At 61.9% G+C, this 22,319-nt stretch carries 28 protein-coding genes; 1 reads left to right on the forward strand and 27 read right to left on the reverse strand.

The genetic code is table 11. From position 1 onward, the window contains the following. Nucleotides 1–55: 55 nt before the first annotated feature. The 22 genes from ACH488_RS17530 to rpsJ form a co-directional block, all read right to left on the reverse strand. The gene (locus tag ACH488_RS17530; protein ID WP_397325868.1) at nt 56–625 is read right to left on the reverse strand and encodes an adenylate kinase; all 570 of its coding nucleotides are present in this window, start codon (nt 623–625) and stop codon (nt 56–58) included. Nucleotides 626–630: 5 nt separating this feature from the next. Next, a complete protein-coding gene (gene secY, locus ACH488_RS17535) occupies nt 631–1,941 on the reverse strand; it encodes a preprotein translocase subunit SecY (protein WP_397325845.1) in 1,311 nt (436 codons plus the stop codon). Nucleotides 1,942–2,125: 184 nt separating this feature from the next. Then, nucleotides 2,126–2,608, reverse strand: coding sequence for a 50S ribosomal protein L15 (rplO, locus tag ACH488_RS17540; protein ID WP_347108065.1), 483 nt, complete (start codon nt 2,606–2,608; stop codon nt 2,126–2,128). After that, a complete protein-coding gene (rpmD, locus tag ACH488_RS17545) occupies nt 2,608–2,814 on the reverse strand; it encodes a 50S ribosomal protein L30 (RefSeq protein WP_347108066.1) in 207 nt (68 codons plus the stop codon). The genes rplO and rpmD overlap by 1 nt, the downstream gene beginning before the upstream one ends. Nucleotides 2,815–2,816: 2 nt before the next feature. After that, a complete protein-coding gene (rpsE, locus tag ACH488_RS17550) occupies nt 2,817–3,488 on the reverse strand; it encodes a 30S ribosomal protein S5 (protein ID WP_397325846.1) in 672 nt (223 codons plus the stop codon). A 29-nt stretch (nt 3,489–3,517) separates the two neighbouring features. Next, entirely contained in the window at nt 3,518–3,901 is a 384-nt protein-coding gene (gene rplR, locus ACH488_RS17555) for a 50S ribosomal protein L18 (protein WP_397325847.1), read from the reverse strand. A gap of 3 nt (nt 3,902–3,904) precedes the next feature. Beyond that, nucleotides 3,905–4,441 carry a 50S ribosomal protein L6 gene (gene rplF / locus ACH488_RS17560; protein WP_347108069.1) on the reverse strand — a complete coding sequence of 179 codons (537 nt, stop codon included), beginning with the start codon at nt 4,439–4,441 and terminating at the stop codon, nt 3,905–3,907. An 18-nt stretch (nt 4,442–4,459) separates the two neighbouring features. Then, nucleotides 4,460–4,858: a 30S ribosomal protein S8 gene (rpsH, locus tag ACH488_RS17565; RefSeq protein ID WP_397325848.1), complete on the reverse strand. Its 399-nt coding sequence runs from the start codon at nt 4,856–4,858 to the stop codon at nt 4,460–4,462. Nucleotides 4,859–4,936: 78 nt separating this feature from the next. Beyond that, the gene (gene rplE, locus ACH488_RS17570; protein ID WP_144659421.1) at nt 4,937–5,515 is read right to left on the reverse strand and encodes a 50S ribosomal protein L5; all 579 of its coding nucleotides are present in this window, start codon (nt 5,513–5,515) and stop codon (nt 4,937–4,939) included. After that, on the reverse strand, nt 5,515–5,874 hold the full coding sequence (gene rplX / locus ACH488_RS17575; protein WP_144659420.1) for a 50S ribosomal protein L24: 360 nt from the start codon (nt 5,872–5,874) through the stop codon (nt 5,515–5,517). The genes rplE and rplX overlap by 1 nt, the downstream gene beginning before the upstream one ends. Nucleotides 5,875–5,877: 3 nt before the next feature. Then, nucleotides 5,878–6,246, reverse strand: a complete 369-nt coding sequence (gene rplN, locus ACH488_RS17580; RefSeq protein ID WP_003803789.1) for a 50S ribosomal protein L14 — start codon at nt 6,244–6,246, stop codon at nt 5,878–5,880. A gap of 353 nt (nt 6,247–6,599) precedes the next feature. Beyond that, on the reverse strand, nt 6,600–6,896 hold the full coding sequence (rpsQ, locus tag ACH488_RS17585) for a 30S ribosomal protein S17 (protein ID WP_144659419.1): 297 nt from the start codon (nt 6,894–6,896) through the stop codon (nt 6,600–6,602). Beyond that, nucleotides 6,893–7,213: a 50S ribosomal protein L29 gene (gene rpmC, locus ACH488_RS17590; RefSeq protein ID WP_347108074.1), complete on the reverse strand. Its 321-nt coding sequence runs from the start codon at nt 7,211–7,213 to the stop codon at nt 6,893–6,895. The genes rpsQ and rpmC overlap by 4 nt, the downstream gene beginning before the upstream one ends. Before the next feature lie 2 nt (nt 7,214–7,215). Next, nucleotides 7,216–7,632, reverse strand: coding sequence for a 50S ribosomal protein L16 (gene rplP / locus ACH488_RS17595; protein WP_021472412.1), 417 nt, complete (start codon nt 7,630–7,632; stop codon nt 7,216–7,218). Beyond that, nucleotides 7,633–8,454, reverse strand: a complete 822-nt coding sequence (gene rpsC / locus ACH488_RS17600; RefSeq protein WP_387435059.1) for a 30S ribosomal protein S3 — start codon at nt 8,452–8,454, stop codon at nt 7,633–7,635. Further along, entirely contained in the window at nt 8,455–8,820 is a 366-nt protein-coding gene (gene rplV, locus ACH488_RS17605) for a 50S ribosomal protein L22 (protein WP_021472410.1), read from the reverse strand. A 39-nt stretch (nt 8,821–8,859) separates the two neighbouring features. Further along, nucleotides 8,860–9,141, reverse strand: a complete 282-nt coding sequence (gene rpsS, locus ACH488_RS17610; protein WP_011775591.1) for a 30S ribosomal protein S19 — start codon at nt 9,139–9,141, stop codon at nt 8,860–8,862. 12 nt (nt 9,142–9,153) lie between these two features. Continuing rightward, the gene (gene rplB / locus ACH488_RS17615; RefSeq protein WP_021472409.1) at nt 9,154–9,993 is read right to left on the reverse strand and encodes a 50S ribosomal protein L2; all 840 of its coding nucleotides are present in this window, start codon (nt 9,991–9,993) and stop codon (nt 9,154–9,156) included. 29 nt (nt 9,994–10,022) lie between these two features. Beyond that, nucleotides 10,023–10,328: a 50S ribosomal protein L23 gene (rplW, locus tag ACH488_RS17620; protein WP_011775593.1), complete on the reverse strand. Its 306-nt coding sequence runs from the start codon at nt 10,326–10,328 to the stop codon at nt 10,023–10,025. Beyond that, a complete protein-coding gene (gene rplD, locus ACH488_RS17625; RefSeq protein ID WP_021472407.1) occupies nt 10,325–10,942 on the reverse strand; it encodes a 50S ribosomal protein L4 in 618 nt (205 codons plus the stop codon). The genes rplW and rplD overlap by 4 nt, the downstream gene beginning before the upstream one ends. A gap of 4 nt (nt 10,943–10,946) precedes the next feature. Next, nucleotides 10,947–11,597 (reverse strand): 50S ribosomal protein L3, encoded by a 651-nt coding sequence (gene rplC / locus ACH488_RS17630; RefSeq protein ID WP_347108077.1) that lies wholly within the window; start codon nt 11,595–11,597, stop codon nt 10,947–10,949. Between the two features lie 17 nt (nt 11,598–11,614). Then, complete coding sequence (gene rpsJ / locus ACH488_RS17635) at nt 11,615–11,923, reverse strand: 30S ribosomal protein S10 (RefSeq protein WP_003803825.1); 309 nt, start codon at nt 11,921–11,923, stop codon at nt 11,615–11,617. Nucleotides 11,924–12,308: 385 nt separating this feature from the next. On the opposite strand from rpsJ, the gene ACH488_RS17640 reads away from it, so the two are divergent. Continuing rightward, nucleotides 12,309–13,742, forward strand: a complete 1,434-nt coding sequence (locus tag ACH488_RS17640; protein WP_397325849.1) for a GH1 family beta-glucosidase — start codon at nt 12,309–12,311, stop codon at nt 13,740–13,742. An 18-nt stretch (nt 13,743–13,760) separates the two neighbouring features. Here ACH488_RS17640 and ACH488_RS17645 read toward each other — a convergent pair whose 3' ends face one another. The 5 genes from ACH488_RS17645 to rpsG form a co-directional block, all read right to left on the reverse strand. Next, nucleotides 13,761–13,886: a hypothetical protein gene (locus ACH488_RS17645; RefSeq protein ID WP_397325850.1), complete on the reverse strand. Its 126-nt coding sequence runs from the start codon at nt 13,884–13,886 to the stop codon at nt 13,761–13,763. Nucleotides 13,887–13,911: 25 nt separating this feature from the next. After that, a complete protein-coding gene (locus ACH488_RS17650) occupies nt 13,912–18,066 on the reverse strand; it encodes a hypothetical protein (protein ID WP_397325851.1) in 4,155 nt (1,384 codons plus the stop codon). Between the two features lie 174 nt (nt 18,067–18,240). Continuing rightward, on the reverse strand, nt 18,241–19,431 hold the full coding sequence (tuf, locus tag ACH488_RS17655; protein WP_021472401.1) for an elongation factor Tu: 1,191 nt from the start codon (nt 19,429–19,431) through the stop codon (nt 18,241–18,243). Between the two features lie 232 nt (nt 19,432–19,663). Next, entirely contained in the window at nt 19,664–21,778 is a 2,115-nt protein-coding gene (gene fusA / locus ACH488_RS17660; RefSeq protein ID WP_397325852.1) for an elongation factor G, read from the reverse strand. A 69-nt stretch (nt 21,779–21,847) separates the two neighbouring features. Further along, complete coding sequence (rpsG, locus tag ACH488_RS17665) at nt 21,848–22,318, reverse strand: 30S ribosomal protein S7 (RefSeq protein ID WP_021472399.1); 471 nt, start codon at nt 22,316–22,318, stop codon at nt 21,848–21,850. Nucleotide 22,319 lies beyond the last annotated feature (1 nt).

Here is a 22,319-nt window from a genome sequence, read left to right on the forward strand (position 1 = left end):
ACGGGACACACCCTTTGCGTCCGGAGCCGCTTTACGGGCTATGTGGACAACCTGCTTAGACGGCCTTCGCCGACTCGATCGCGGTGAGGACGCGGTCGGTGACCTCATCAATGCCGCCGATGCCGTCAACCTGCGTCAGGATGCCACGCTCGGCATACTTCGCAACAACGGCCTCGGTCTGCTCGTGGTACAGGTCAAGGCGGTGGCGGATGACGGCTTCATTGTCGTCAGAACGGCCGGTTTCCTTGGCGCGACCGAGAAGGCGCTGCACCAGTTCCTCGTCATCGGCGGTCAGCTGGAGCACGACGTCGAGCTCCTGCTCGCCCTCGGCGAGGATGTGGTCCAGGTAGTCCACCTGGGCCGTGGTGCGCGGGTAGCCGTCAAGGAGGAACCCGTTTTCGACGTCGGATTCGCCCAGGCGGTCGCGGACCATCTTGTTGGTGACGCTGTCCGGAACGAAGTCCCCGGCGTCCATGTACTTCTTGGCCTCGATGCCCAAAGGTGTTTCGCCCTTGACGTTGGCCCGGAAGATGTCGCCGGTGGAGATGGCGACTACGCCAAGGCGCTCGGAAATCCGCTCAGCCTGCGTACCCTTGCCCGAACCCGGAGGTCCGATAATCAGCATTCTCGTCATCGCAAAAGCCCTTCGTAGTGACGTTGTTGTAGCTGCGCATCAATCTGCTTGACGGTTTCCAGGCCCACACCCACCATGATCAGGATTGACGTGCCACCGAACGGGAAGTTCTGGTTGGCGTTGATCAGGACGAGTGCAACCAGCGGAATCAGCGCCACGAAGCCCAGGTAGAGGGCTCCAGGCAGGGTGATCCTGGAAAGCACGTACTGCAGGTAGTCCGCGGTCGGTTTACCCGCCCGGATGCCCGGAATGAACCCGCCGTACTTCTTCATGTTGTCCGACACTTCTTCAGGGTTGAAGGTGATGGCCACGTAGAAGTAGGTGAAGAACACGATCATGGCGAAGTAGAGCGCCATGTAGATGGGGTGGTCGCCACGGGTGAGGTTGTTGTTGATCCACTCAACCCAGGGCGCCATCTGCTCCCCTGCCTTGGGCTGGTTGAACTGAGCAATCAGGCCCGGCAGGTAAAGCATGGAGGAAGCGAAGATGACGGGCACCACGCCGGCCATGTTCACTTTGATGGGAATGTAGGTGCTGGTTCCGCCAACCGTGCGGCGGCCAATCATGCGCTTCGCGTACTGCACCGGAACGCGGCGCTGCGACTGCTCAACGAACACAACCAACGCCACAGTGACCAAGCCGATGGCCAACACGATGAAGAACGTGCCAGGACCCTTCGAATTCCAGATGGCCCCCAAGGACGTGGGGAAGCCTGCAGCGATGGACGTGAAGATGAGCAGGGACATGCCGTTGCCCACGCCCTTCTCCGTGACCAGTTCGCCCATCCACATGATGAGGCCGGTACCGGCGGTCAGGGTGATGATGACGAGGATCGTGGTGACGATGCTGTCATCGGGAATGATCGGCAGGTTGCAGCCCGGCAGCAATTGGCCCGAACGGGCGAGCGACACCAAGGTGGTCGCATTCAAGAGGCCCAGCGCGATGGTGAGGTACCGGGTGTACTGGGTGAGCTTCGACTGGCCGGACGAGCCTTCCTCATACAGTTGCTGGAACCGGGGAATGACCACCCGGAGCAGCTGCACGATGATGCTCGCCGTGATGTACGGCATGATGCCGAGGGCGAAGATGGAAACCTGCAGCAAAGCGCCGCCGCTGAACAGGTTCACCAACTGGTAGATGCCCTGCGAGGTATCACCGGACTTCAAGCATTGCTGGACATTCTGGTAGTTCACACCAGGCGAGGGGATGAAAGCTCCCAAGCGGAAGATTGTGATGATTCCCAGCGTGAACAACAACTTGCGTCGCAAATCGGGCGTCCGAAACGCCCGTCCGAATGCGCTGAGCAAGCGTCCTCCTGAGTTTAAGTACAAGGATGTGGATGGGCTCAATGAAACCCAACAACCGAGTCTAGCCGCTTGTGACGCCGTCGTAATAATCGAGAGTCCACAACCACGAAAAAAATCCCGGCCTGCAGGGCCGAAGCCCCGCAAACCGGGATCCTTTCACAACGGGCTATTGCCCCGCCAACTCTTAGAGAGCGGTGGTGCTTCCGCCTGCTGCAGCAATCTTTTCAGCCGCGCTGGAAGAGAATGCGTGGGCGGTGACGTCAACCTTGACGGTGATGTCGCCGGTGCCCAGCACCTTGACGGGCTGGTTCTTGCGAACGGCGCCCTTCTCAACCAGGGACTCAACGGTGACAGCGCCACCTTCCGGGAACAGCTCGTTGAGCTTCTCCAGGTTTACAACCTGGAACTCAACCCGGAACGGGTTCTTGAAGCCGCGCAGCTTCGGCAGGCGCATGTGCAGCGGCAGCTGGCCGCCGGCAAAGCCAGCCTTTACCTGGTAGCGGGCCTTCGTACCCTTGGTACCGCGACCAGCGGTCTTACCCTTGGAGCCTTCACCACGACCAACACGGGTCTTGGCGGTCTTGGCACCCGGGGCGGGACGCAGGTGGTGGACCTTCAGAGCGTTCTGCTTCTCAGCAGCCTCTGCGGCGGTCTTGTTCTCTGCCATTACTTCGCCTCCTCAACATTCACGAGGTGCGGAACCGTGTTGAGCATTCCAACGGTCACGGCGTCGGCGTCACGGACAACGGTGTGTCCGATGCGCTTCAGGCCGAGGGACCGAAGGGTGTCGCGCTGGTTCTGCTTGGCGCCGATGACGCCCTTGATCTGGGTGATTTCCAACTTAGCGTCGGAAGGAGTCAGGTTCTTAGCCATGACTAGACACCTGCCTTCTGGTTCTGGAGCGCACGCACCAGGGCAACCGGAGCAACCTCGTCCAGCGGCAGGCCACGGCGGGCTGCCACGGAAGCGGGCTCTTCGAGCTGCTTCAGGGCGTCAACGGTCGCGTGAACGATGTTGATCGCGTTGGAGGAACCGAGCGACTTGGAGAGGATGTCGTGGATACCCACGCACTCCAGTACTGCGCGGACCGGACCACCGGCGATAACACCGGTACCAGCGGAAGCCGGACGCAGCAGGACAACGCCTGCAGCAGCTTCACCCTGCACGCGGTGCGGGATGGTGCTGCCAACGCGCGGTACGCGGAAGAAGGACTTCTTGGCCTCTTCAACGCCCTTGGCGATAGCTGCGGGAACTTCCTTGGCCTTGCCGTAGCCAACGCCAACCAGACCGTTGCCGTCGCCGACGACGACGAGAGCGGTGAAGCTGAAGCGACGACCACCCTTGACGACCTTGGCAACGCGGTTGATGGTTACAACGCGCTCTACGAACTGGCTCTTCTCGGCCTCACGGCCGCCGTCGCGGCCACCACGGCCACCACGGTCGCCGCGGCCCTGGCCACGCTCGCCGCGCTCGCCACGACGTCCGCCGCGGCGGTCGTCGGTAGCGGCTGCGGTCTCAGTTGCTTCAGCAGCTGCAGCTTCAGTCACCTGAATGTCCTTTTCGTTGTTTTCAGCGGTCACAGTGCCAGCCCACCTTCGCGAGCACCGTCAGCGACGGCGGCGATGCGGCCGTGGTACTTGTTACCGCCACGGTCGAAGACAACAGCTTCGATGCCTGCAGCCTTGGCACGCTCGGCGACGAGTTCGCCAACGCGCTTGGCCTTGGCCGTCTTGTCACCGTCGAAAGCGCGGAGGTCGGCTTCGAGGGTGGAAGCCGAAGCCACGGTGACGCCCTTGCTGTCATCGACAACCTGGACGAACACGTGACGTGCCGAACGGTTGACGATCAGGCGGGGACGTACAGCCGTGCCCGTGATGCGCTTGCGGATACGAAGCTGGCGGCGGCTGCGTGCAGCAGACTTGCTCTTGTTCGAACGCTTCTTGTTAATTGCGATGGCCATGGTTTACTTACCAGCCTTTCCGACCTTGCGGCGGATGACTTCGCCGGCGTAACGGACACCCTTGCCCTTGTAGGGGTCGGGCTTGCGCAGCTTGCGAATGTTGGCAGCAACCTCGCCGACCTGCTGCTTGGAGATACCCGAAACAGAGAGCTTCGTGGGGCCCTCCACTGCGAAGGTGATGCCTTCGGGAGCCGAGACGTTGACCGGGTGGCTGTAGCCCAGAGCGAACTCCAGGTCAGCGCCCTTGGCCTGAACGCGGTAACCGGTACCGACGATTTCAAGCTTCTTCTCGTAGCCCTCGGTGACGCCCTGGATCATGTTGGCGATCAGGGTGCGGGTCAGGCCGTGCAGCGAACGCGAGTTGCGCTCGTCGTTCGGGCGGGTAACCGTGAGGGTGTTCTCTTCGAGGGAAACCTCGATCGGGCTGGCAACAGTGTGGCTCAGCTCGCCCTTGGCACCCTTGACGCTGATGACGGAGCCATCGAGCTTGACCTCAACGCCGGCGGGAACGGTGATGGGGAGACGTCCAATACGTGACATTATTCTCTTCCTTTCCCGTTACCAGACGTAAGCGAGGACTTCGCCGCCCACGCCCTTCTTGCCGGCCTGCTTGTCAGTCAGGAGGCCGGAAGAGGTGGACAGGATTGCGATACCCAGGCCACCCAGCACGTGAGGCAGGTTGGTGGACTTCGCGTAAACGCGGAGACCCGGCTTGGAGATGCGGCGGACACCAGCGATCGAACGCTCGCGGTTCGGACCGAACTTGAGGTCGATGGTCAGCTTCTTGCCAACTTCGGCTTCCTCTTCCTTCCAGCCGGCGATGAAGCCTTCTGCCTTCAGGATGTCGGCAACGCGTGCCTTCAGCTTGCTGTACGGCATGGTCACGGAGTCGTGGTATGCCGAGTTTGCATTGCGCAGACGCGTGAGCATGTCTGCGACAGGATCTGTCATAGTCATTTGGGCTATAGCCCTTCCTCGTACTGGTTTCCGCTGCGCTTGCTCTCATGAGCCTGCGCTGCCGGACCTGTTACGTAGTTAGTTTTCAGTCTTGAACGGGAAACCAAGCGCCTTGAGCAGCGCGCGGCCTTCGTCGTCGGTCTTGGCAGTGGTGACGACCGTGATGTCCATACCGCGAACGCGGTCGATGGAGTCCTGGTCGATTTCGTGGAACATAACCTGCTCGGTCAGACCGAAGGTGTAGTTGCCGTTGCCATCGAACTGCTTGCCGTTGAGGCCGCGGAAGTCACGGATACGCGGCAGTGCCAGCGATACCAGACGGTCCACGAATTCCCACATGCGGTCGCCACGCAGGGTTGCGTGTGCACCGATCGGCATGCCTTCGCGCAGCTTGAACTGTGCGATCGACTTGCGGGCCTTGGTTACCTGCGGCTTCTGGCCGGTGATCAGGGTGAGGTCGCGGACAGCGCCGTCGATCAGCTTGGAGTCCTTTGCGGCATCTCCAACACCCATGTTCACAACAACCTTCACCAGGCGGGGAACCTGGTTCACGTTCGCGTAGTTGAACTCGTCCTGCAGGGACTTCTTGATGGTCTCTGCGTACTTCGTCTTCAGACGCGGAACGATCTTCACTGGAGTCTCGAGAGTCTCAGTCATTAGATGTCCTTCCCGGTGGCCTTGGACACGCGGATACGAACGGTCTTGGTGCGGCCGTCCTTCTCAACGGTGTCGAGACGGAAACCAACGCGGGTCGGCTTCTTGGTCGACGGGTCTACCAGAGCAACGTTGGACACGTGGATCGGGGCTTCAACAACCTCGATGCCGCCGGTCTTGGTGCCGCGCTGGGACTGACCAACCTTGGTGTGCTTGGTGACGCGGTTGATGCCCTCGACCAACACGCGGTTGGTGTCCGGGAATACGCGCAGGACCTTGCCCTGCTTGCCGCGGTCGCCGCCGCGTTCCTGCTTGGCGCCGGTGATGACCTGAACCAGGTCACCCTTCTTGATCTTAGCCATGGACTAAAGCACCTCCGGGGCCAGCGAAACGATCTTCATGAACTTCTTGTCGCGAAGTTCACGACCAACCGGACCGAAGATACGGGTACCGCGGGGGTCACCGTCGTTCTTCAGGATCACAGCTGCGTTCTCGTCAAACTTGATGTAGGAACCATCCGCACGGCGGCGTTCCTTCTTGGTACGAACGATGACAGCCTTGACGACGTCACCCTTCTTTACGTTGCCGCCAGGGATAGCGTCCTTGACGGTTGCGACGATGACGTCGCCAATGCCTGCGTAGCGACGGCCGGATCCACCGAGAACGCGAATGGTAAGGATTTCCTTAGCACCCGTGTTGTCGGCGACCTTGAGTCGCGACTCCTGCTGAATCAATTTTTACTCCTTGCGTCGCGCCGGTTCTCAGGCCGAAATCATGCATACGGAATGAGCCTTGCGGAACGGTTGATCGGGGTGTCTCTGGACCTGCCTGGATTTTGCCAGAACAGGCCTAAACGCCCGTGCCACAAGCATCAGCTTCCCTTGCAGGAAAACCCTGCGCGGGGCAGTATGCAGTGGCACGATTGTTTACGAGGTGGTTGATGACGCACAAATGGCGCCATACAAACTCAAAATCTTAGCATGCTTTGAGGCCATACCATAACTGGCCGGAAAAGCGGAAGGGCCCGCGCTCCACAAGGAACGCGGGCCCTTCCAGTAAGCCCGGCCGGGCATGCCCGGCGTCGGATCTACTTGGCCTTTTCGAGGATCTCCACCAGGCGGAACCGCTTGGTAGCGGACAGCGGGCGGGTCTCGGCGATCAGAACGAGGTCGCCGATGCCGGCGGTGTTCTGCTCGTCGTGAGCCTTGATCTTCGAGGTGCGGCGAATAACCTTGCCGTACAGAGCGTGCTTCACGCGGTCTTCAACCTCAACAACGATGGTCTTTTCCATCTTGTCGGAGACTACGTAGCCGCGACGCGTCTTACGGTAACCGCGCTGTTCAGCGCTGGCTGCTGCTTCCGTCACGTTTTCCTTCTCGCTCACTTGGCGTCCTCTCCAGCCTCAACCTCGGCAGCTTCTGCCTTGGCAGCCTTCTTGGACTTCTTTTCTTCCTTGGCTTCCACAACCGGTGCGGCAACCTCGGCACGAATGCCCAGCTCGCGCTCACGGAGAACGGTGTAGATGCGTGCGATGTCCTTCTTTACCGCGCGCAGACGACCGTGGTTCTCCAGCTGGCCGGTGGCGGACTGGAAACGCAGGTTGAACAGCTCTTCCTTGGACTTGCGGAGTTCTTCAACGAGACGCTCGTTGTCGAAACCGTCCAGCTGTGCGGGTGCGAGATCCTTCGACCCTACTGCCATTTCTATTCACCACCTTCGCGACGCACAATGCGTGCCTTCAACGGGAGCTTGTGGATTGCCAGGCGAAGGGCCTCGCGAGCTACCTCTTCATTGACACCGGAGAGTTCGAAGAGAACCCGGCCCGGCTTGACGTTTGCGACCCACCATTCCGGAGAACCCTTACCGGAACCCATACGGGTTTCAGCAGGCTTCTTCGTCAGCGGACGGTCCGGGTAGATGTTGATCCAGACCTTACCGCCACGCTTGATGTGGCGGGTCATCGCGATACGGGCGGACTCGATCTGACGGTTGGTGACGTATGCCGGGCTCAGGGCCTGGATGCCGTACTCACCGAAAGTGACCTTGGTGCCACCCGTAGCAGCGCCGGAACGACCCGGGTGGTGCTGCTTACGGTGCTTGACTCGACGTGGGATAAGCATTTAAGCCTGTCCTCCTTCTGCTGCCGGAGCAGCAGCTTCAGCGGCCGGTGCTTCAACGGCAGCAGGTGCTGCCTCAGCTGCCGGACGGTCGTTACGACGACGGCGGTCGCCACCCGGGCGGCCCGGACGGTCTCCTCCACGGCCACGGGACGGAGCAGCAGCTGCCTGCTGTGCCAGTTCCTTGGCGGTGACGTCACCCTTGTAGATCCAAACCTTCACACCGATGCGGCCGAAGGTGGTCTTGGCTTCGTAGAAGCCGTAGTCGATGTTCGCGCGGAGGGTGTGCAGGGGCACACGGCCTTCGCGGTAGAACTCCGAGCGGGACATTTCTGCGCCACCCAGACGGCCGGAGCAAGCAACACGGATACCCTTGGCACCTGCGCGCTGTGCGGACTGCATGGCCTTCTTCATCGCACGGCGGAAAGCCACGCGGGAAGTCAGCTGCTCGGCGATGCCCTGGGCAACGAGCTGTGCTTCGATCTCCGGGTTCTTGACCTCGAGGATGTTCAGCTGGACCTGCTTGCCGGTGAGCTTTTCGAGCTCGCCGCGGATGCGGTCTGCTTCAGCGCCGCGGCGGCCGATGACGATGCCCGGACGTGCCGTGTGGATGTCCACGCGGACACGGTCGCGGGTGCGCTCGATCTCGACCTTGGCGATGCCGGCGCGCTCCATGCCGGTGGACATGAGCTGGCGGATCTTGATGTCCTCGCGGACGAAGTCCTTGTAGCGCTGTCCCGGCTTGTTGCTGTCAGCAAACCAGTGCGAAACGTGGTCGCTGGTGATGCCGAGTCGGAACCCGTGCGGGTTTACTTTCTGTCCCACTTAGCGAGCCTCCTCTTTCTCCGGGGTTGCGACGACCACGGTGATGTGGCTGGTCCGCTTCTTGATGCGGTAGGCGCGGCCCTGGGCACGCGGCTGGAACCGCTTCATGGTCGGGCCCTCATCAACGAATGCTTCGCTGATGAAGAGGTCACTGTCGTCGAATGCAACGCCGTCACGGTCCGCGAGGACGCGTGCGTTGGCCATTGCCGACTGAAGTACCTTGAATACCGGCTCCGAAGCTGCCTGCGGGGCAAACTTCAGAATTGCCAGAGCCTCATTCGCTTGCTTGCCACGAACAAGGTTGACGACGCGCCGGGCCTTCATAGGCGTTACGCGGATGTGACGCGCAATTGCCTTGGCTTCCATTGCTTTCCTTCTCTCGTCTAAGACGTAAGGTCAGGCGCCTTAGCGGCGCTTGCCCTTACGGTCGTCCTTAACATGGCCGCGGAATGTCCGCGTAGGAGCGAATTCGCCGAGCTTGTGCCCGACCATCGACTCAGTGACAAACACCGGGATGTGCTTGCGTCCGTCGTGTACGGCGATCGTGTGCCCGAGCATGTCGGGGATGATCATCGAACGGCGGGACCAGGTCTTGATGACGTTCTTGGTGCCCTTATCGTTTTCCCGTGCGACCTTCACAAAGAGGTGCTGGTCAACGAAAGGACCTTTTTTCAGGCTGCGTGGCATGTGTCCAGGCTCCTATCGCTTGTTCTTGCCAGTACGGCGGCGACGAACAATAAGCTTGTCGCTCTCTTTGTTCGGACGGCGGGTACGGCCCTCGGGCTTGCCGTTCGGGTTGACCGGGTGACGACCACCGGAAGTCTTACCTTCACCACCACCGTGCGGGTGGTCAACCGGGTTCATGGCTACACCACGGACGGTCGGGCGAACGCCCTTCCAGCGCATACGGCCGGCCTTGCCCCAGTTGATGTTCGACTGCTCGGCGTTGCCAACCTCGCCGACGGTTGCGCGGCAGCGCACGTCAACGTTGCGGATTTCGCCGGAGGGCAGGCGCAGCTGTGCGAAGCGGCCTTCCTTGGCGACGAGCTGAACCGAAGCACCTGCGGAGCGGGCCATCTTGGCGCCGCCACCCGGACGCAGTTCAACTGCGTGGATAACGGTACCAACGGGGATGTTGCGCAGCGGCAGGTTGTTGCCCGGCTTGATGTCAGCGTCGGGACCAGCCTCGACGAAGTCACCCTGGGACAGCTTGTTCGGAGCGATGATGTAACGCTTGGTGCCATCAACGTAGTGCAGGAGGGCGATGCGAGCCGTGCGGTTCGGATCGTACTCGATTTCGGCAACGCGGGCGTTGATGCCGTCCTTGTCGTGACGACGGAAGTCGATCAGACGGTACTGGCGCTTGTGTCCGCCACCCTTGTGACGGGTGGTGATCTTACCGGTGTTGTTACGGCCGCCGGTCTTGTGCAGCGGACGCAGCAACGACTTTTCCGGAGTCGACCGCGTGATTTCAGCAAAGTCGGCTACGCTCGAGCCACGACGGCCCGGGGTAGTCGGCTTGTATTTACGGATTCCCATAATTTATTTCCTCGTTAAAGTGGTCTCCGCTACGCGAGCGGACCGCCGAAGATGTCGATTGTGCCTTCTTTGAGGGTGACAATTGCACGCTTGGTGCTCTTGCGCTGTCCCCAGCCGAATTTGGTGCGCTTGCGCTTACCGGCACGGTTGATGGTGTTGATCGAGTCGACCTTGACGGAGAAGATCTTCTCCACGGCCAGCTTGATCTCGGTCTTGTTCGAGCGGGGGTCCACCAGGAAGGTGTACTTGCCTTCGTCGATCAGACCGTAGCTCTTTTCCGAAACGACGGGTGCAAGCACGACGTCGCGCGGGTCCTTGATGGTGGTTACGCTCACTTGGAGGCCTCCTCGTTCTTTGCCTTGTCAGCGACGAACGCATCGAAAGCAGCCTTGGTGAAGACCACGTCGTCGGAGATCAGCACGTCGTAGGTGTTCAGCTGGTCTGCGTACAGAACGTGAACATCTGCGAGGTTGCGCACGGACAGTGCGGCAACGTCTTCGGCGCGCTCGATCACAACGAGCAGGTTCTTGCGCTCGGAAACCGCACGCAGCGACGCCAGGGCTTCCTTGGCGGACGGCTTGGTGCCGGCAACCAGGGCCTCAATGACGTGAATGCGGCCGTTACGGGCGCGGTCAGACAGGGCGCCGCGGAGAGCAGCAGCCTTCATCTTCTTGGGGGTGCGCTGGCTGTAGTCGCGCGGGGTGGGACCGTGGACAATGCCACCGCCGGTCATGTGCGGAGCACGGATGGAACCCTGACGGGCGCGGCCTGTGCCCTTCTGCTTGAACGGCTTGCGACCTGCACCGGAAACCTCGGCGCGGGTCTTGGTCTTGTGGGTTCCCTGGCGGGCAGCAGCGAGCTGGGCGACGACAACCTGGTGCAGCAGGGGCACGTTGGTCTGGACGTCGAAGATCTCTGCAGGCAGGTCAACCTTGACAGTGCTAGTCATTGAACTAGGCTCCCTTCACGGCGGAACGTACGAGTACGACCTGGCCGCGGGCACCGGGGACGGCACCCTTGATAAGGAGCAGCGACTTCTCAACGTCAACAGCGTGAACCGTGAGGTTCAGCGTGGTGTGACGAACGGCGCCCATGCGGCCGGCCATTTTCAGACCCTTGAAGACGCGGCTCGGGGTGGATGCGCCACCGATGGAGCCAGGCTTACGGTGGTTCTTGTGGGCACCGTGGGAAGCGCCAACACCGGAGAAGCCGTGACGCTTCATAACACCGGCAAAGCCCTTACCCTTGGAGGTGCCGACGACGTCGATCTTCTGGCCGGCTTCGAAGATCTCAACAGAGAGCTCCTGGCCCAGCTCGTAGGATGCGGCGTCTGCGGTACGCAGTTCGACGACGTGGCGGCGAGGAGTTACGCCTGCCTTCTCAAAGTGACCAGCCAGCGGCTTGGTGACCTTGCGGGGGTCGATCTGGCCGTAGCCGATCTGTACGGCGACGTAGCCATCGGACTCAGCGTTGCGGAGCTGGGTGATGACGTTGGAGTCAGCCTGGACAACAGTTACCGGGATGAGCTTGTTGTTCTCGTCCCAGACCTGGGTCATGCCGAGCTTCGTGCCCAGCAGGCCCTTTACGTTACGGGTTGCGGTCATAGTCTCTCAGCACCTCCCTAGAGCTTGATTTCGATGTTCACGTCGGCAGGCAGGTCGAGACGCATAAGCGAGTCAACGGCCTTCGGCGTGGGGTCGATGATGTCGATCAGACGCTTGTGAGTACGCATTTCGAAGTGCTCACGGCTGTCCTTGTACTTGTGAGGAGAGCGAATAACGCAGTAAACGTTCTTCTCCGTGGGCAGCGGCACCGGGCCGACTACCGTTGCGCCTGCGCGCGTGACCGTCTCAACGATCTTCCGCGCTGAAACATCAATGACCTCGTGGTCATATGACTTCAGCCGGATGCGGATTTTTTGTCCCGCCATGTCGCCTGACTCTCTTTCAGCTAGTGCTGCTCTAGTTAGGGCTGCTCTGTTTACTTACCTGTTGTTGTGGCCGCCGAAGCGTTTGAGGATTTACCACCACACGCCGCACAAGCTGAATCCGGATAATTCCGGGTTCCTCAACCTGCCGGCGCACCGACCCCCGCGGTCGGGCGTGTCGCGATTTTCACGCAAACTCGACCGCATTCCATGGGGTTCAGGGTTATGTTTGGGCTTCAGCTTGGACCCTGGCACCCGGCATTATCCGGATCGGGACGCGAAGAAGCGCTTGAACAACTCATCCAGTATGCCGGAAATCGGAGCCGATGGCTAATCGGGCCTCTTCAGCCCATTGCCACAGCCGAGCCGCGGTATGGATGATAGGTGAATGACCGTCCAGGATACGGGTTCCGTGGAAGATCTTGCGGCGCGCCTTCGTCCGGGATTCACGCTCGGCGTCGCGTCAGCCGCGTTCCAGATCGAAGGGTCCCTTACCACTGACGGCCGGGGCCCGTCGGGTTGGGACGCCTTCTCGGAAAAGCCGGGAGCAATCGTCGACGGCGGCTCCCCCGCCATTGCCTGCGACCACTACAACCGCGCCGACCAGGACATCGCCTTGATGCAGGAGCTCGGGGTGGACTCGTACCGTTTCTCCTTGTCCTGGCCAAGGATCCAGCCTGATGGCCAGGGAGCCATCAACCAGCGGGGCCTGGATTTCTACGACCGCTTGATCGACAAGCTGCTCGCTGCCGGGATCTCCCCCATGGTGACGCTTTACCACTGGGACACTCCCCTCCCGCTGGAGCACGCCGGTGGCTGGTTGAACCGGCAGACGGCGTTGCGCTTTGCCGCCTACAGCGCCATCGTGGCAGAACGGTTCGGCGACCGCGTGGACTCGTGGGTCACCGTCAACGAACCGGTGTCAGTGACGTTGCAGGGATACGCTCTGGGAGCCCACGCCCCGGGTCACCAACTCCTCTTCGATTGCCTGCCCGCGGCCCACCACCAACTCCTTGGCCATGGCATGGCCGTGCAGGCACTGCGCGCCGCAGGGGTTTCCGGAGAGATCGGCATTTCCAACATGCACTCCCCGGTCCGCCCTGCCACCAACAAGCTCTCCGACCGGCTTATGGCCGAAGCCCTGGACCTGATACTCAACCGCATCTACGCCGATGCCATTCTGCTGGGCCAATACCCCAAGCCACATTTCGCGCTGTGGCCCTGGTTCCGTTCCCTGGGTCCGGTCCAGGACGGCGACCTCGCCATCATCGCCCAGCCGCTGGACTTCTACGGCGTGAATTACTACTACCCCATCAAAGTGGCCTCCGGCCGCGGACCGGCGGAAATACCCACCGGCACGGCCGAGGAAATGGTGAACGTCCCCTTCCATCTGGCCGCCTACCAGGAATACCCGGTCACGGGATTCGGCTGGCCCGAGGCACCTGAGCAGCTGGCAACCCTGCTGCAGGAGCTGAAGGAGCGGTACGGGGCGTCGCTCCCGCCCCTCTACATCACCGAAGGAGGTGCGAGCTTCCCGGAACCGGACCACGTCAGCGGCCCCGTCCAGGACACCGACCGGATCACCTATCTGGCGGAGCACCTGGGCCATGCCCTCACGGCAACGGGACCCGGCGGGCAAGCCGAGGGCGTGGACCTTCGCGGCTACTACGTGTGGACGTTGCTGGACAATTTCGAATGGGCCGCCGGGTACTCCCAGCGCTTCGGACTGGTCCACGTGGACTTCGAAACCCTGGAACGGACGCCCAAGGAATCCTTCTATTGGCTCAGGGCACTGGAGCGTGCCCGGAGGCACCACGCTTAACCCGATTGGGTTAAAAGGCTACTTGTTCTTATTGGCGCGGTTGATGCGCTTGGCCCGGTCGATCTCATTCCGGAAGTACTTGCGACCCCACAGGACGCCTCCGCCGATGCCAACAATGATGACCAGGAAAATCAGGAATTCCATGCTGATCCTTTCTACCCAAGCAACACTATCCGACTCCCTCCCCGCCGCGCCCACTGCCATCGGAGGCAGCGGGATCGGATGGACGGGGTCCGCGGTTCAACCGCCAGACTGCGAGGACAATCAGGGCAACGGCAACGAGTGCCAACAGGGCAAAGGCGTATGACCTCAAGGCCCACATGACGCTCGCGGCCACCCCGACTGCGCCCCACGCTGTGAAGAGCCTTTCGGACAACAGCAGTCCCACGCCCAGGAGTGCGGCATGGGCGGCCAGGACATAGACCTGCTGCGGGGGCGTTCCGCCGAAAATGGTGGCCACTGAACTGAGCGACAAGAATCCGGAGGCAACGCCCAGCCGCAGGATGGCGTCTCCCCGGCGGCCCCGCAGATAGCGCACCCCTGCCAAAACAACTGCGGTAACCACGTACCACTGCACCAGCCAGAACCAATCCGGCCGTGCGCCGTCCACGAACAGCAGCGCCCGCTGAAAAGCTACCAAGGCTACAAAGGCAGCAATTTCCGCCGCCAAGTGCTTCTGATGCGGCACTTCCGCCGCAGCGATGCCGCCAGCAATTGCCAACAAGAACGCGCCCACCAGTGCCGTGGAGTCGTGGGCCAGGCCCACCGCTGCTGCTGCAAGGTACGCCACCAGCGTGGTCGCAGCCAGCGATGCCCGCCTCCCCGGCTGGCCAGTCACGTTGAGACCGCCAAGCCAGCGGAGGCCGTACAGGAGGGACCCCATGCCCACTCCCCCAACAAGCCACGGCAGGAAGTCGGCCCACGGACTGGCTACTCCCGCATCGAGCAAACCCCCGACGGCGGTCACGGCACCTACCAGGGCGGTGGGCGCGGCGCCCGCATAGAAGGTGGGTATTGATTCCAGGTGCGATGCAGCGAAGAAGACAATCGCCACGGCCAGGACAGCAACACCCACCATGGCTGGTGAAGTATCCACAGTGGCCAAGCAAGCAGTGCCGGTGAACACCACAGCCGAGACAAACCACAGCCATCGGTCCGCTCCTCCGGCGCCGCGCCCAGGACGGCCCCGCAGCAACGTCTTTGCGAGCGTCACCGCCATGGCGCATGCCACCAGGAGAACCGGAACCTGAAACCTGTCCAACACCGCCTGGTGCAGGAACGTGCCGGACGGGAAGTCCAGGAATGGCCCCGCGAAAACCACCATCAGGGTGGCCGCCGCCAGTCCCGGATACAGTGCCACCGCAGCACCCAGCGTCCAGCGCACCATCAACGACGCGAGGCCAGCCAGTGCCAGGCCCAGCAGCAGCATCCAACGGCCGCCGCCGTCGAAATCGCCAACCAGGAGGTAGGCGAGCGGCAGTGCGGCCTGGAGGCCCAGCGTGGACCAGAGAGCAACCCGTTGGAAGGGAATGTCATTAAGCCTGCGATGCGCCAGGCAATGCGTGATGAGCTGCAGGAAAGTGGCCAACCCGAGCGCCAACCACGGCACCGCCGTCGAATCGGCAACGTCAGCGGCAACGAGCGTCACCAGGGCCGCCGACACTACACGGACGGCCACTAGGTAGGCTCCGCGAACCGGCTTGGCCTGGGCCAGTGCGGCCATGATGCAGCCGTAGGCAAGGAGGATGCCGAGCATGATTTCGAGGTCCCTCACATAGCCAGCCCGGAGCAGCAGCAGGGCCATGGAGGCCGGCGCAAAGATCCACGCGATCTGGTGTCTGCGCAGTGCTATCGAACAGGTTGCCGCTGCGAAGGTGGTCACGATGGCCGCAGCTCCGGGCTGCCAACCACCGTACGCGGTGAGGGCGGGCAGCCGCGTTGCAACATTGAATGAGATGGTTGCCACTGCCATGGCGGCCAGGAGGACACCCACATCCGCAGTGACCATTTGGAGCGAGGTTCCGCGTCGCCCGGCCACCAGGACCACCAGCATTTGCCCGGCCAGGACCCACACCACGATGGAAGCCACGCTCACGTCCTCACCAGCGAGGCCCAAGGCCCACCCGTGCCCCTGCAGATCGGCGTAGGCCGAGGCCACGAGGACTGTGCCCGCAGCACGGGAAAGCCACCAGTAGACCCTCCGATGCAGCGAGGGGGGAAGGCGCAGGGCCGTAGCCACCAGATAAGCGGTTATGGCCAGCAACACAAGATTGGCGGCTCCGCGTGAGACAACAGCGGCGGAAACCAGCAAAGCCACCATGCCTGCACCTGGTGCAAGGAGTTCGCCGATGGTCAGGCGCCAAGGACTGCTGCTTCCTCCGGTCATTGGTGGCACCAACACCCGGGGGAAGGCCATCCATCCCGAGGCAAGCCCCGCGAACAGCAGCGCCAGAACTCCGGAAACCAGCACGGGGTGTCCCGGAAGATCTTCCACGACGGCGAGAACCAGCAATCCCAGAGCCGCAGCACAGCCAAAGAGTCCCGTACTTGCCCGCGCCGCGACCACTACCAAGCGCCCTCGCTCAAGGACTGCACTCAGCACTTGCTGCACTCCGGACACAAATACGAACGCCAGCACGGTCAGCGAAACCCGCTCCTGGTGGCCCACGAGCATCCCGGCCACGACTGCGGGGACGGCAAAGGTGACAGCAATGCGCCCAGCCAGCACCAGGCACCTGCCAAGGAATCCACGGGCAACAGCCGCCAACGCAAACCAGTAGGCCCCGGTGGCGCCGAGCATCAAGGCCAACGGCCAGGCGCCCACCAGGTAAGAGAGCACCAGGGAACCGCCGAGCACCGCGGCCGGTGCAAAGACTACGCCTTGCCGCAGCCTCCACCCCAGCACCATCGCCGTGGGCAGCACAACCAGGAAAGGTAGGTACACGGGCAAGTCGAAGTCCCCGATGCCAAGCACCACCGTCAAGACCAAGGCAACCAGGAGTTGAAGCCCCAGGCAGGCAACGGCGTCGTTCCACCACGTCCTCGGCGTGATCGCCTGACCGGCATATGACATCCCGATCGCTTGGAGTCCCAGGCAGGCAGCGGCCGCCAGCACGGCCAAGCTGACGTCCGAGGTGCCGTCCCACACCAAGGCAATGATGGCGAGCGTGAATGCTGCCCGCGCGGCGAAGAAGTGCCCTCGCCGGTACCGGGCCGTGGGGACCAGCATCATCACCGCAAAGTAGATGCCGCAGATGGCCATGACCAACGGGTACTCCCCCTTGGCCAGGGCGTTTGGCGTGACCGTTGCGGCCAGCCCTACGGCCGGAACAACAAAGGGATGCAGCGCCATGAGGGGTTGCATATACAGCGACGGTATCCAACGCGGATGGACCAGGGCGAAGAGTGTCAGGAGGATCGCCACACCCACCAGGGCAACGAAGTACCACACCAACGCTCCGCCAAGCACTGACACACCGGACCAGGCGGTGGACACCACGAAACTCAGGGAAAGCCAAGCAAGCACTTTGTTGTTCAGGCGCACAGCCGCAAACACGTAGGCGCACGTACCAAACAAGGATGTGGCCAGCCATGCGAGCGGACCGTTGTGCAGCGCAAAGTTGTACATCGCCAGCCCTGTGATCGGCACCAGGGCCAGGCCGGTACCGGTGAACGCCATGGCGGCCGGACGAAGCCGGGGAACGCGCGGATAAAGGACCAAACCCGTCACGTAAAACAGGACCGTAATCCCCCACAGCGCAACGAACCTGAACATCTCCGGCAGGCTGGTACCCACGAAGAGCGCACCCGCAGCCACCAGCAGCAGGCTTGCCACGTAGAGAGTGATGTTGATGTTCTGGCGGTCGCGCTTGTCCTTGCGCGCGGCTGCCTCCTCCGCGCTTTCGGGACGGACGGGCGCAAGCTGCGGTGCGGGTGGCGGCAGTTGTCGTGGAAGAACGGACGACGGCGGCGCCATGGTTTGCGCTGCAAACCCCGGCTGAGCGGGTGGTTGCGGCCGCATCGGCGGTACGGGCTGAAGGGGCGGGCGGGGCGCCGTCGGCGCGGGCCATCCACGCGGCAAGGTGCGTGTTCCCACCCCGCCAGGAGCCGGGCTGGCCGAGGCAACCGGGGCGGCCTGCGTCTTCGCCAGGGCATCGCGCCAACCAGCCATATGGCCGGCGAGATAGCCCGCACGGTAGGCGCCGCCGTCGTCCCTCTGCTGTGCGGATCCTTGAGGAGTCCGCCCGCGTCCACGCACCAGGCCCAGCGCAAATCCCCCAGCGGCGACCAGCAGCAGGAACAACAAGCCCCAGATCGTGCCCATGAATCCGTACACGGCAGCTCCCTATTGTGCCCGGGAACGACTGTTTGCACAGACCTGCCCGCATTAATCAAGACGATGGATTAATAATAGCAAAGAAGAACCCCACCGCCGAGGCGATGGGGTTCTTCTGTGGGTTGCTTCCGAAACGGCAGCGTCCCGATCTACAAGCAGAAACTACTTGATGATCTTGGTAACACGTCCCGAACCAACGGTGCGGCCACCTTCACGGATAGCGAAGCCGAGGCCCTCTTCCATTGCGATCGGCTGGATGAGCTCAACGGTCATCTCAGTGTTGTCGCCGGGCATAACCATTTCCGTGCCCTCGGGCAGGGTGATAACGCCGGTAACGTCCGTCGTACGGAAGTAGAACTGCGGGCGGTAGTTCGAGTAGAACGGGTTGTGACGTCCGCCTTCGTCCTTGGAAAGGATGTAGACGTTTGCCTCGAAGTCGGTGTGCGGGGTGATGGAGCCCGGCTTGACGACAACCTGGCCACGCTCGACATCGTCGCGCTTGAGGCCACGGAGCAGGAGGCCACAGTTCTCGCCGGCCCATGCTTCGTCGAGCTGCTTGTGGAACATCTCGATACCGGTAACCGTGGTCTTCTGGATCGGGCGGATGCCGACGATCTCAACCTCGGAGTTGATGGCGAGGGTACCACGCTCGGCGCGGCCCGTAACAACGGTGCCACGGCCGGTGATGGTGAAGACGTCTTCGATCGGCATCAGGAACGGCTTGTCGCGGTCACGTACGGGGTCCGGAACGGACTCGTCGACAGCTGCCATCAGGTCCTGGACGGACTTGACCCAAACCGGGTCGCCTTCCAGAGCCTTCAGACCGGAAACGCGAACAACGGGAGCGTCGTCGCCATCGAAGCCCTGCGAGCTCAGGAGCTCACGAACTTCCATTTCGACGAGGTCGAGGAGTTCCTCGTCCTCAACCATGTCCGACTTGTTCAGTGCGACCAACAGGTAGGGAACACCAACCTGGCGGGCGAGCAGAACGTGCTCACGGGTCTGTGCCATCGGACCATCGGTAGCGGCAACCACGAGGATTGCGCCGTCCATCTGGGCAGCACCGGTGATCATGTTCTTGATGTAGTCAGCGTGACCCGGGGCGTCAACGTGTGCGTAGTGACGCTTCTCGGTCTGGTACTCCACGTGGGAGATGTTGATGGTAATACCGCGCTGGCGCTCTTCCGGAGCAGAGTCGATGGACGCGAAGTCGCGCTGCTCGTTGAGATCCGGGTACTGGTCGTACAGCACCTTGGAAATGGCGGCAGTCAGCGTCGTCTTACCGTGGTCAACGTGACCGATGGTGCCGATGTTGACGTGCGGCTTAGTCCGCTCGAACTTTGCCTTTGCCACAGGTTCCTCCTAGAACGATTTCAAGTGACGTGCTCCTCGGCCGCGCTTTTCGCGGCAGAAACTCTAGCAAGTCTACTTGGGGGCTTGGTTTTGGTGAAATTTCAGATTCAGGAACCAATCTTAGTTCCTGGAGTCTGTTCGCGCAGGGGGCCGGGCCACGACTTTCGCCGTGGCCCCGCCACTCACGCTGAGATGCCTTCCCGGGACCGGAATTGCATCCGTTACCGGGTGATTACTCGCCGCGGGTCTTCTGGATGATCTCGTCGGCAACAGCCTTCGGGACCTCCGCGTAGCTGTCGAACGTCATCGAGTACACGGCGCGACCCTGGGTCTTGGACCGGAGGTCACCGATGTAACCGAACATTTCGGACAGCGGCACGTTCGCACGGACCACCTTCACGCCTGCAGCATCTTCCATCGACTGGATCATGCCACGGCGGGAGTTGAGGTCACCGATGACGTCGCCCATGTATTCCTCAGGGGTACGTACTTCGACGGCCATCAGCGGTTCGAGCAGGACGGGGTTGGCCTTGCGGGCACCTTCCTTGAACACCTGGGAACCGGCGATCTTGAACGCCATTTCCGAGGAGTCGACGTCGTGGTAAGCGCCGTCGATCAGGCTGGCCTTGACGCCTACCATCGGGTAGCCGGCAAGGATACCGAACTGCATGGCATCCTGGATACCAGCGTCAACGGAGGGGATGTATTCACGCGGAATACGGCCACCGGTGACCTTGTTTTCGAACTCGTAGAAGGTACCGTCCGTGGTTTCCAGGGGCTCGAAGGAGACCTGGACCTTTGCGAACTGACCCGAACCACCAGTCTGCTTCTTGTGGGTGTAGTCAACCTTCTCCACAGCGCGCTTGATGGTTTCGCGGTAAGCAACCTGCGGCTTGCCGACGTTGGCCTCAACCTTGAATTCGCGGCGCATACGGTCAACGAGGATGTCCAGGTGGAGTTCACCCATACCCGCGATAACGGTCTGGCCGGTTTCTTCGTTGAGGGAGACCTGGAAGGTCGGGTCCTCAGCGGAGAGCTTCTGGATGGCCGTGGAGAGCTTCTCCTGGTCACCCTTGGTGTTCGGCTCGATCGCAACAGAGATCACGGGCTCCGGGAAGCTCATGGACTCGAGGACGATCTGGTTTGCGGGATCGCACAGGGTGTCACCGGTGGTGGTGTCCTTCAGGCCGATCGCTGCGTAGATGTGGCCGGCGGTAGCGCCCTCAACAGGCATTTCCTTGTTGGCGTGCATCTGGAAGAGCTTGCCGATGCGCTCCTTCTTGCCCTTGGTGGAGTTGACCACCTGCGCACCGGAGTCAACGTGACCGGAGTACACGCGGACGAAGGTGAGCTGGCCGAAGAAGGGGTGTGCTGCGATCTTGAACGCAAGAGCGGAGAACGGCTCGTCAGCGGAAGGCTTACGGGTCAGTTCCTTCTCTTCGTCGCGGGGATCGTGGCCGATCATCGCGGGGACGTCGAGCGGGTTCGGCAGGAAGTCCACAACAGCGTCGAGCATCGGCTGGACACCGCGGTTCTTGAACGCAGAACCACAGAAGACCGGGTAGAGCTCGGAGTTGATGGTCATCTTGCGGATGCCGGCCTTGAGCTCTTCGAGGGTGAGTTCTTCACCTTCGAGGTACTTCTCCATGAGTTCCTCGGAAGCCTCGGCAACAGTCTCAACGAGCTGTGCACGGTATTCCTCGGCCTTTTCCTTGAGGTCGGCAGGAATTTCCTGGACCTCGTAGGAAGCGCCCATGGTCACGTCACCCTTGGCGTCGCCCGGCCAAACCAGTGCGCGCATTTCAAGGAGGTCGACGACGCCAACGAAGTCGTTCTCGGCACCGATCGGCAGCTGCATGACCAGCGGCTTGGCGCCAAGACGGGAAACGATGGTGTCAACGGTGAAGTAGAAGTCAGCGCCGAGCTTGTCCATCTTGTTGACGAAGCAGATACGCGGAACGTTGTACTTGTCGGCCTGGCGCCATACAGTCTCGGACTGCGGCTCCACGCCTTCCTTGCCGTCGAACACAGCAACTGCACCGTCGAGGACGCGCAGGGAGCGCTCAACCTCAACCGTGAAGTCCACGTGGCCCGGGGTGTCGATGATGTTGATCTGGTTCTTGTTCCAGAAACAGGTCACGGCCGCGGACGTGATGGTGATGCCGCGTTCCTTTTCCTGTTCCATCCAGTCGGTCGTCGAAGCGCCGTCGTGCGTTTCGCCGATCTTGTGGTTCACACCCGTGTAGAACAGGATGCGCTCGGTAGTGGTGGTCTTGCCGGCATCGATGTGGGCCATGATGCCGATATTGCGGACCTTGTTAAGGTCGGTAAGCACGTCCTGTGCCACGGGGTCTCCCTTTCGGATGGACTACACGTTCGCCGCCGGCTCGGTCGAGCCGGCGGCGTCCGGGAAGTTTTACCAGCGGTAGTGTGCGAAGGCCTTGTTGGACTCGGCCATCTTGTGGGTGTCTTCGCGACGCTTCACAGCGGCACCGAGACCGTTCGACGCATCCAGGATTTCGTTCTGGAGACGCTCGGTCATCGTCTTTTCGCGGCGGGCCTTGGAGTAGCCCACGAGCCAACGCAGAGCGAGGGCGGTGGAGCGACCCGGCTTGACCTCAACCGGAACCTGGTAGGTGGCGCCACCAACACGGCGGGAGCGCACCTCGAGGGAAGGCTTGACGTTGTCCATGGCCTTCTTCAAGGCTGCGACGGGGTCGCCGCCCGTCTTGGCGCGGGCACCTTCAAGGGCACCGTAGACGATGCGCTCTGCGGTGGACTTCTTGCCGTCGATGAGGACCTTGTTGATCAGCTGGGTGACCAACGGGGAGCCGTAAACGGGATCTGAAACGAGCGGCCGCTTGGGGGCCGGACCCTTGCGAGGCATA

This window comes from Paenarthrobacter sp. NPDC018779, assembly GCF_044391085.1.
In the GTDB taxonomy this organism is placed as follows: domain Bacteria; phylum Actinomycetota; class Actinomycetes; order Actinomycetales; family Micrococcaceae; genus Arthrobacter.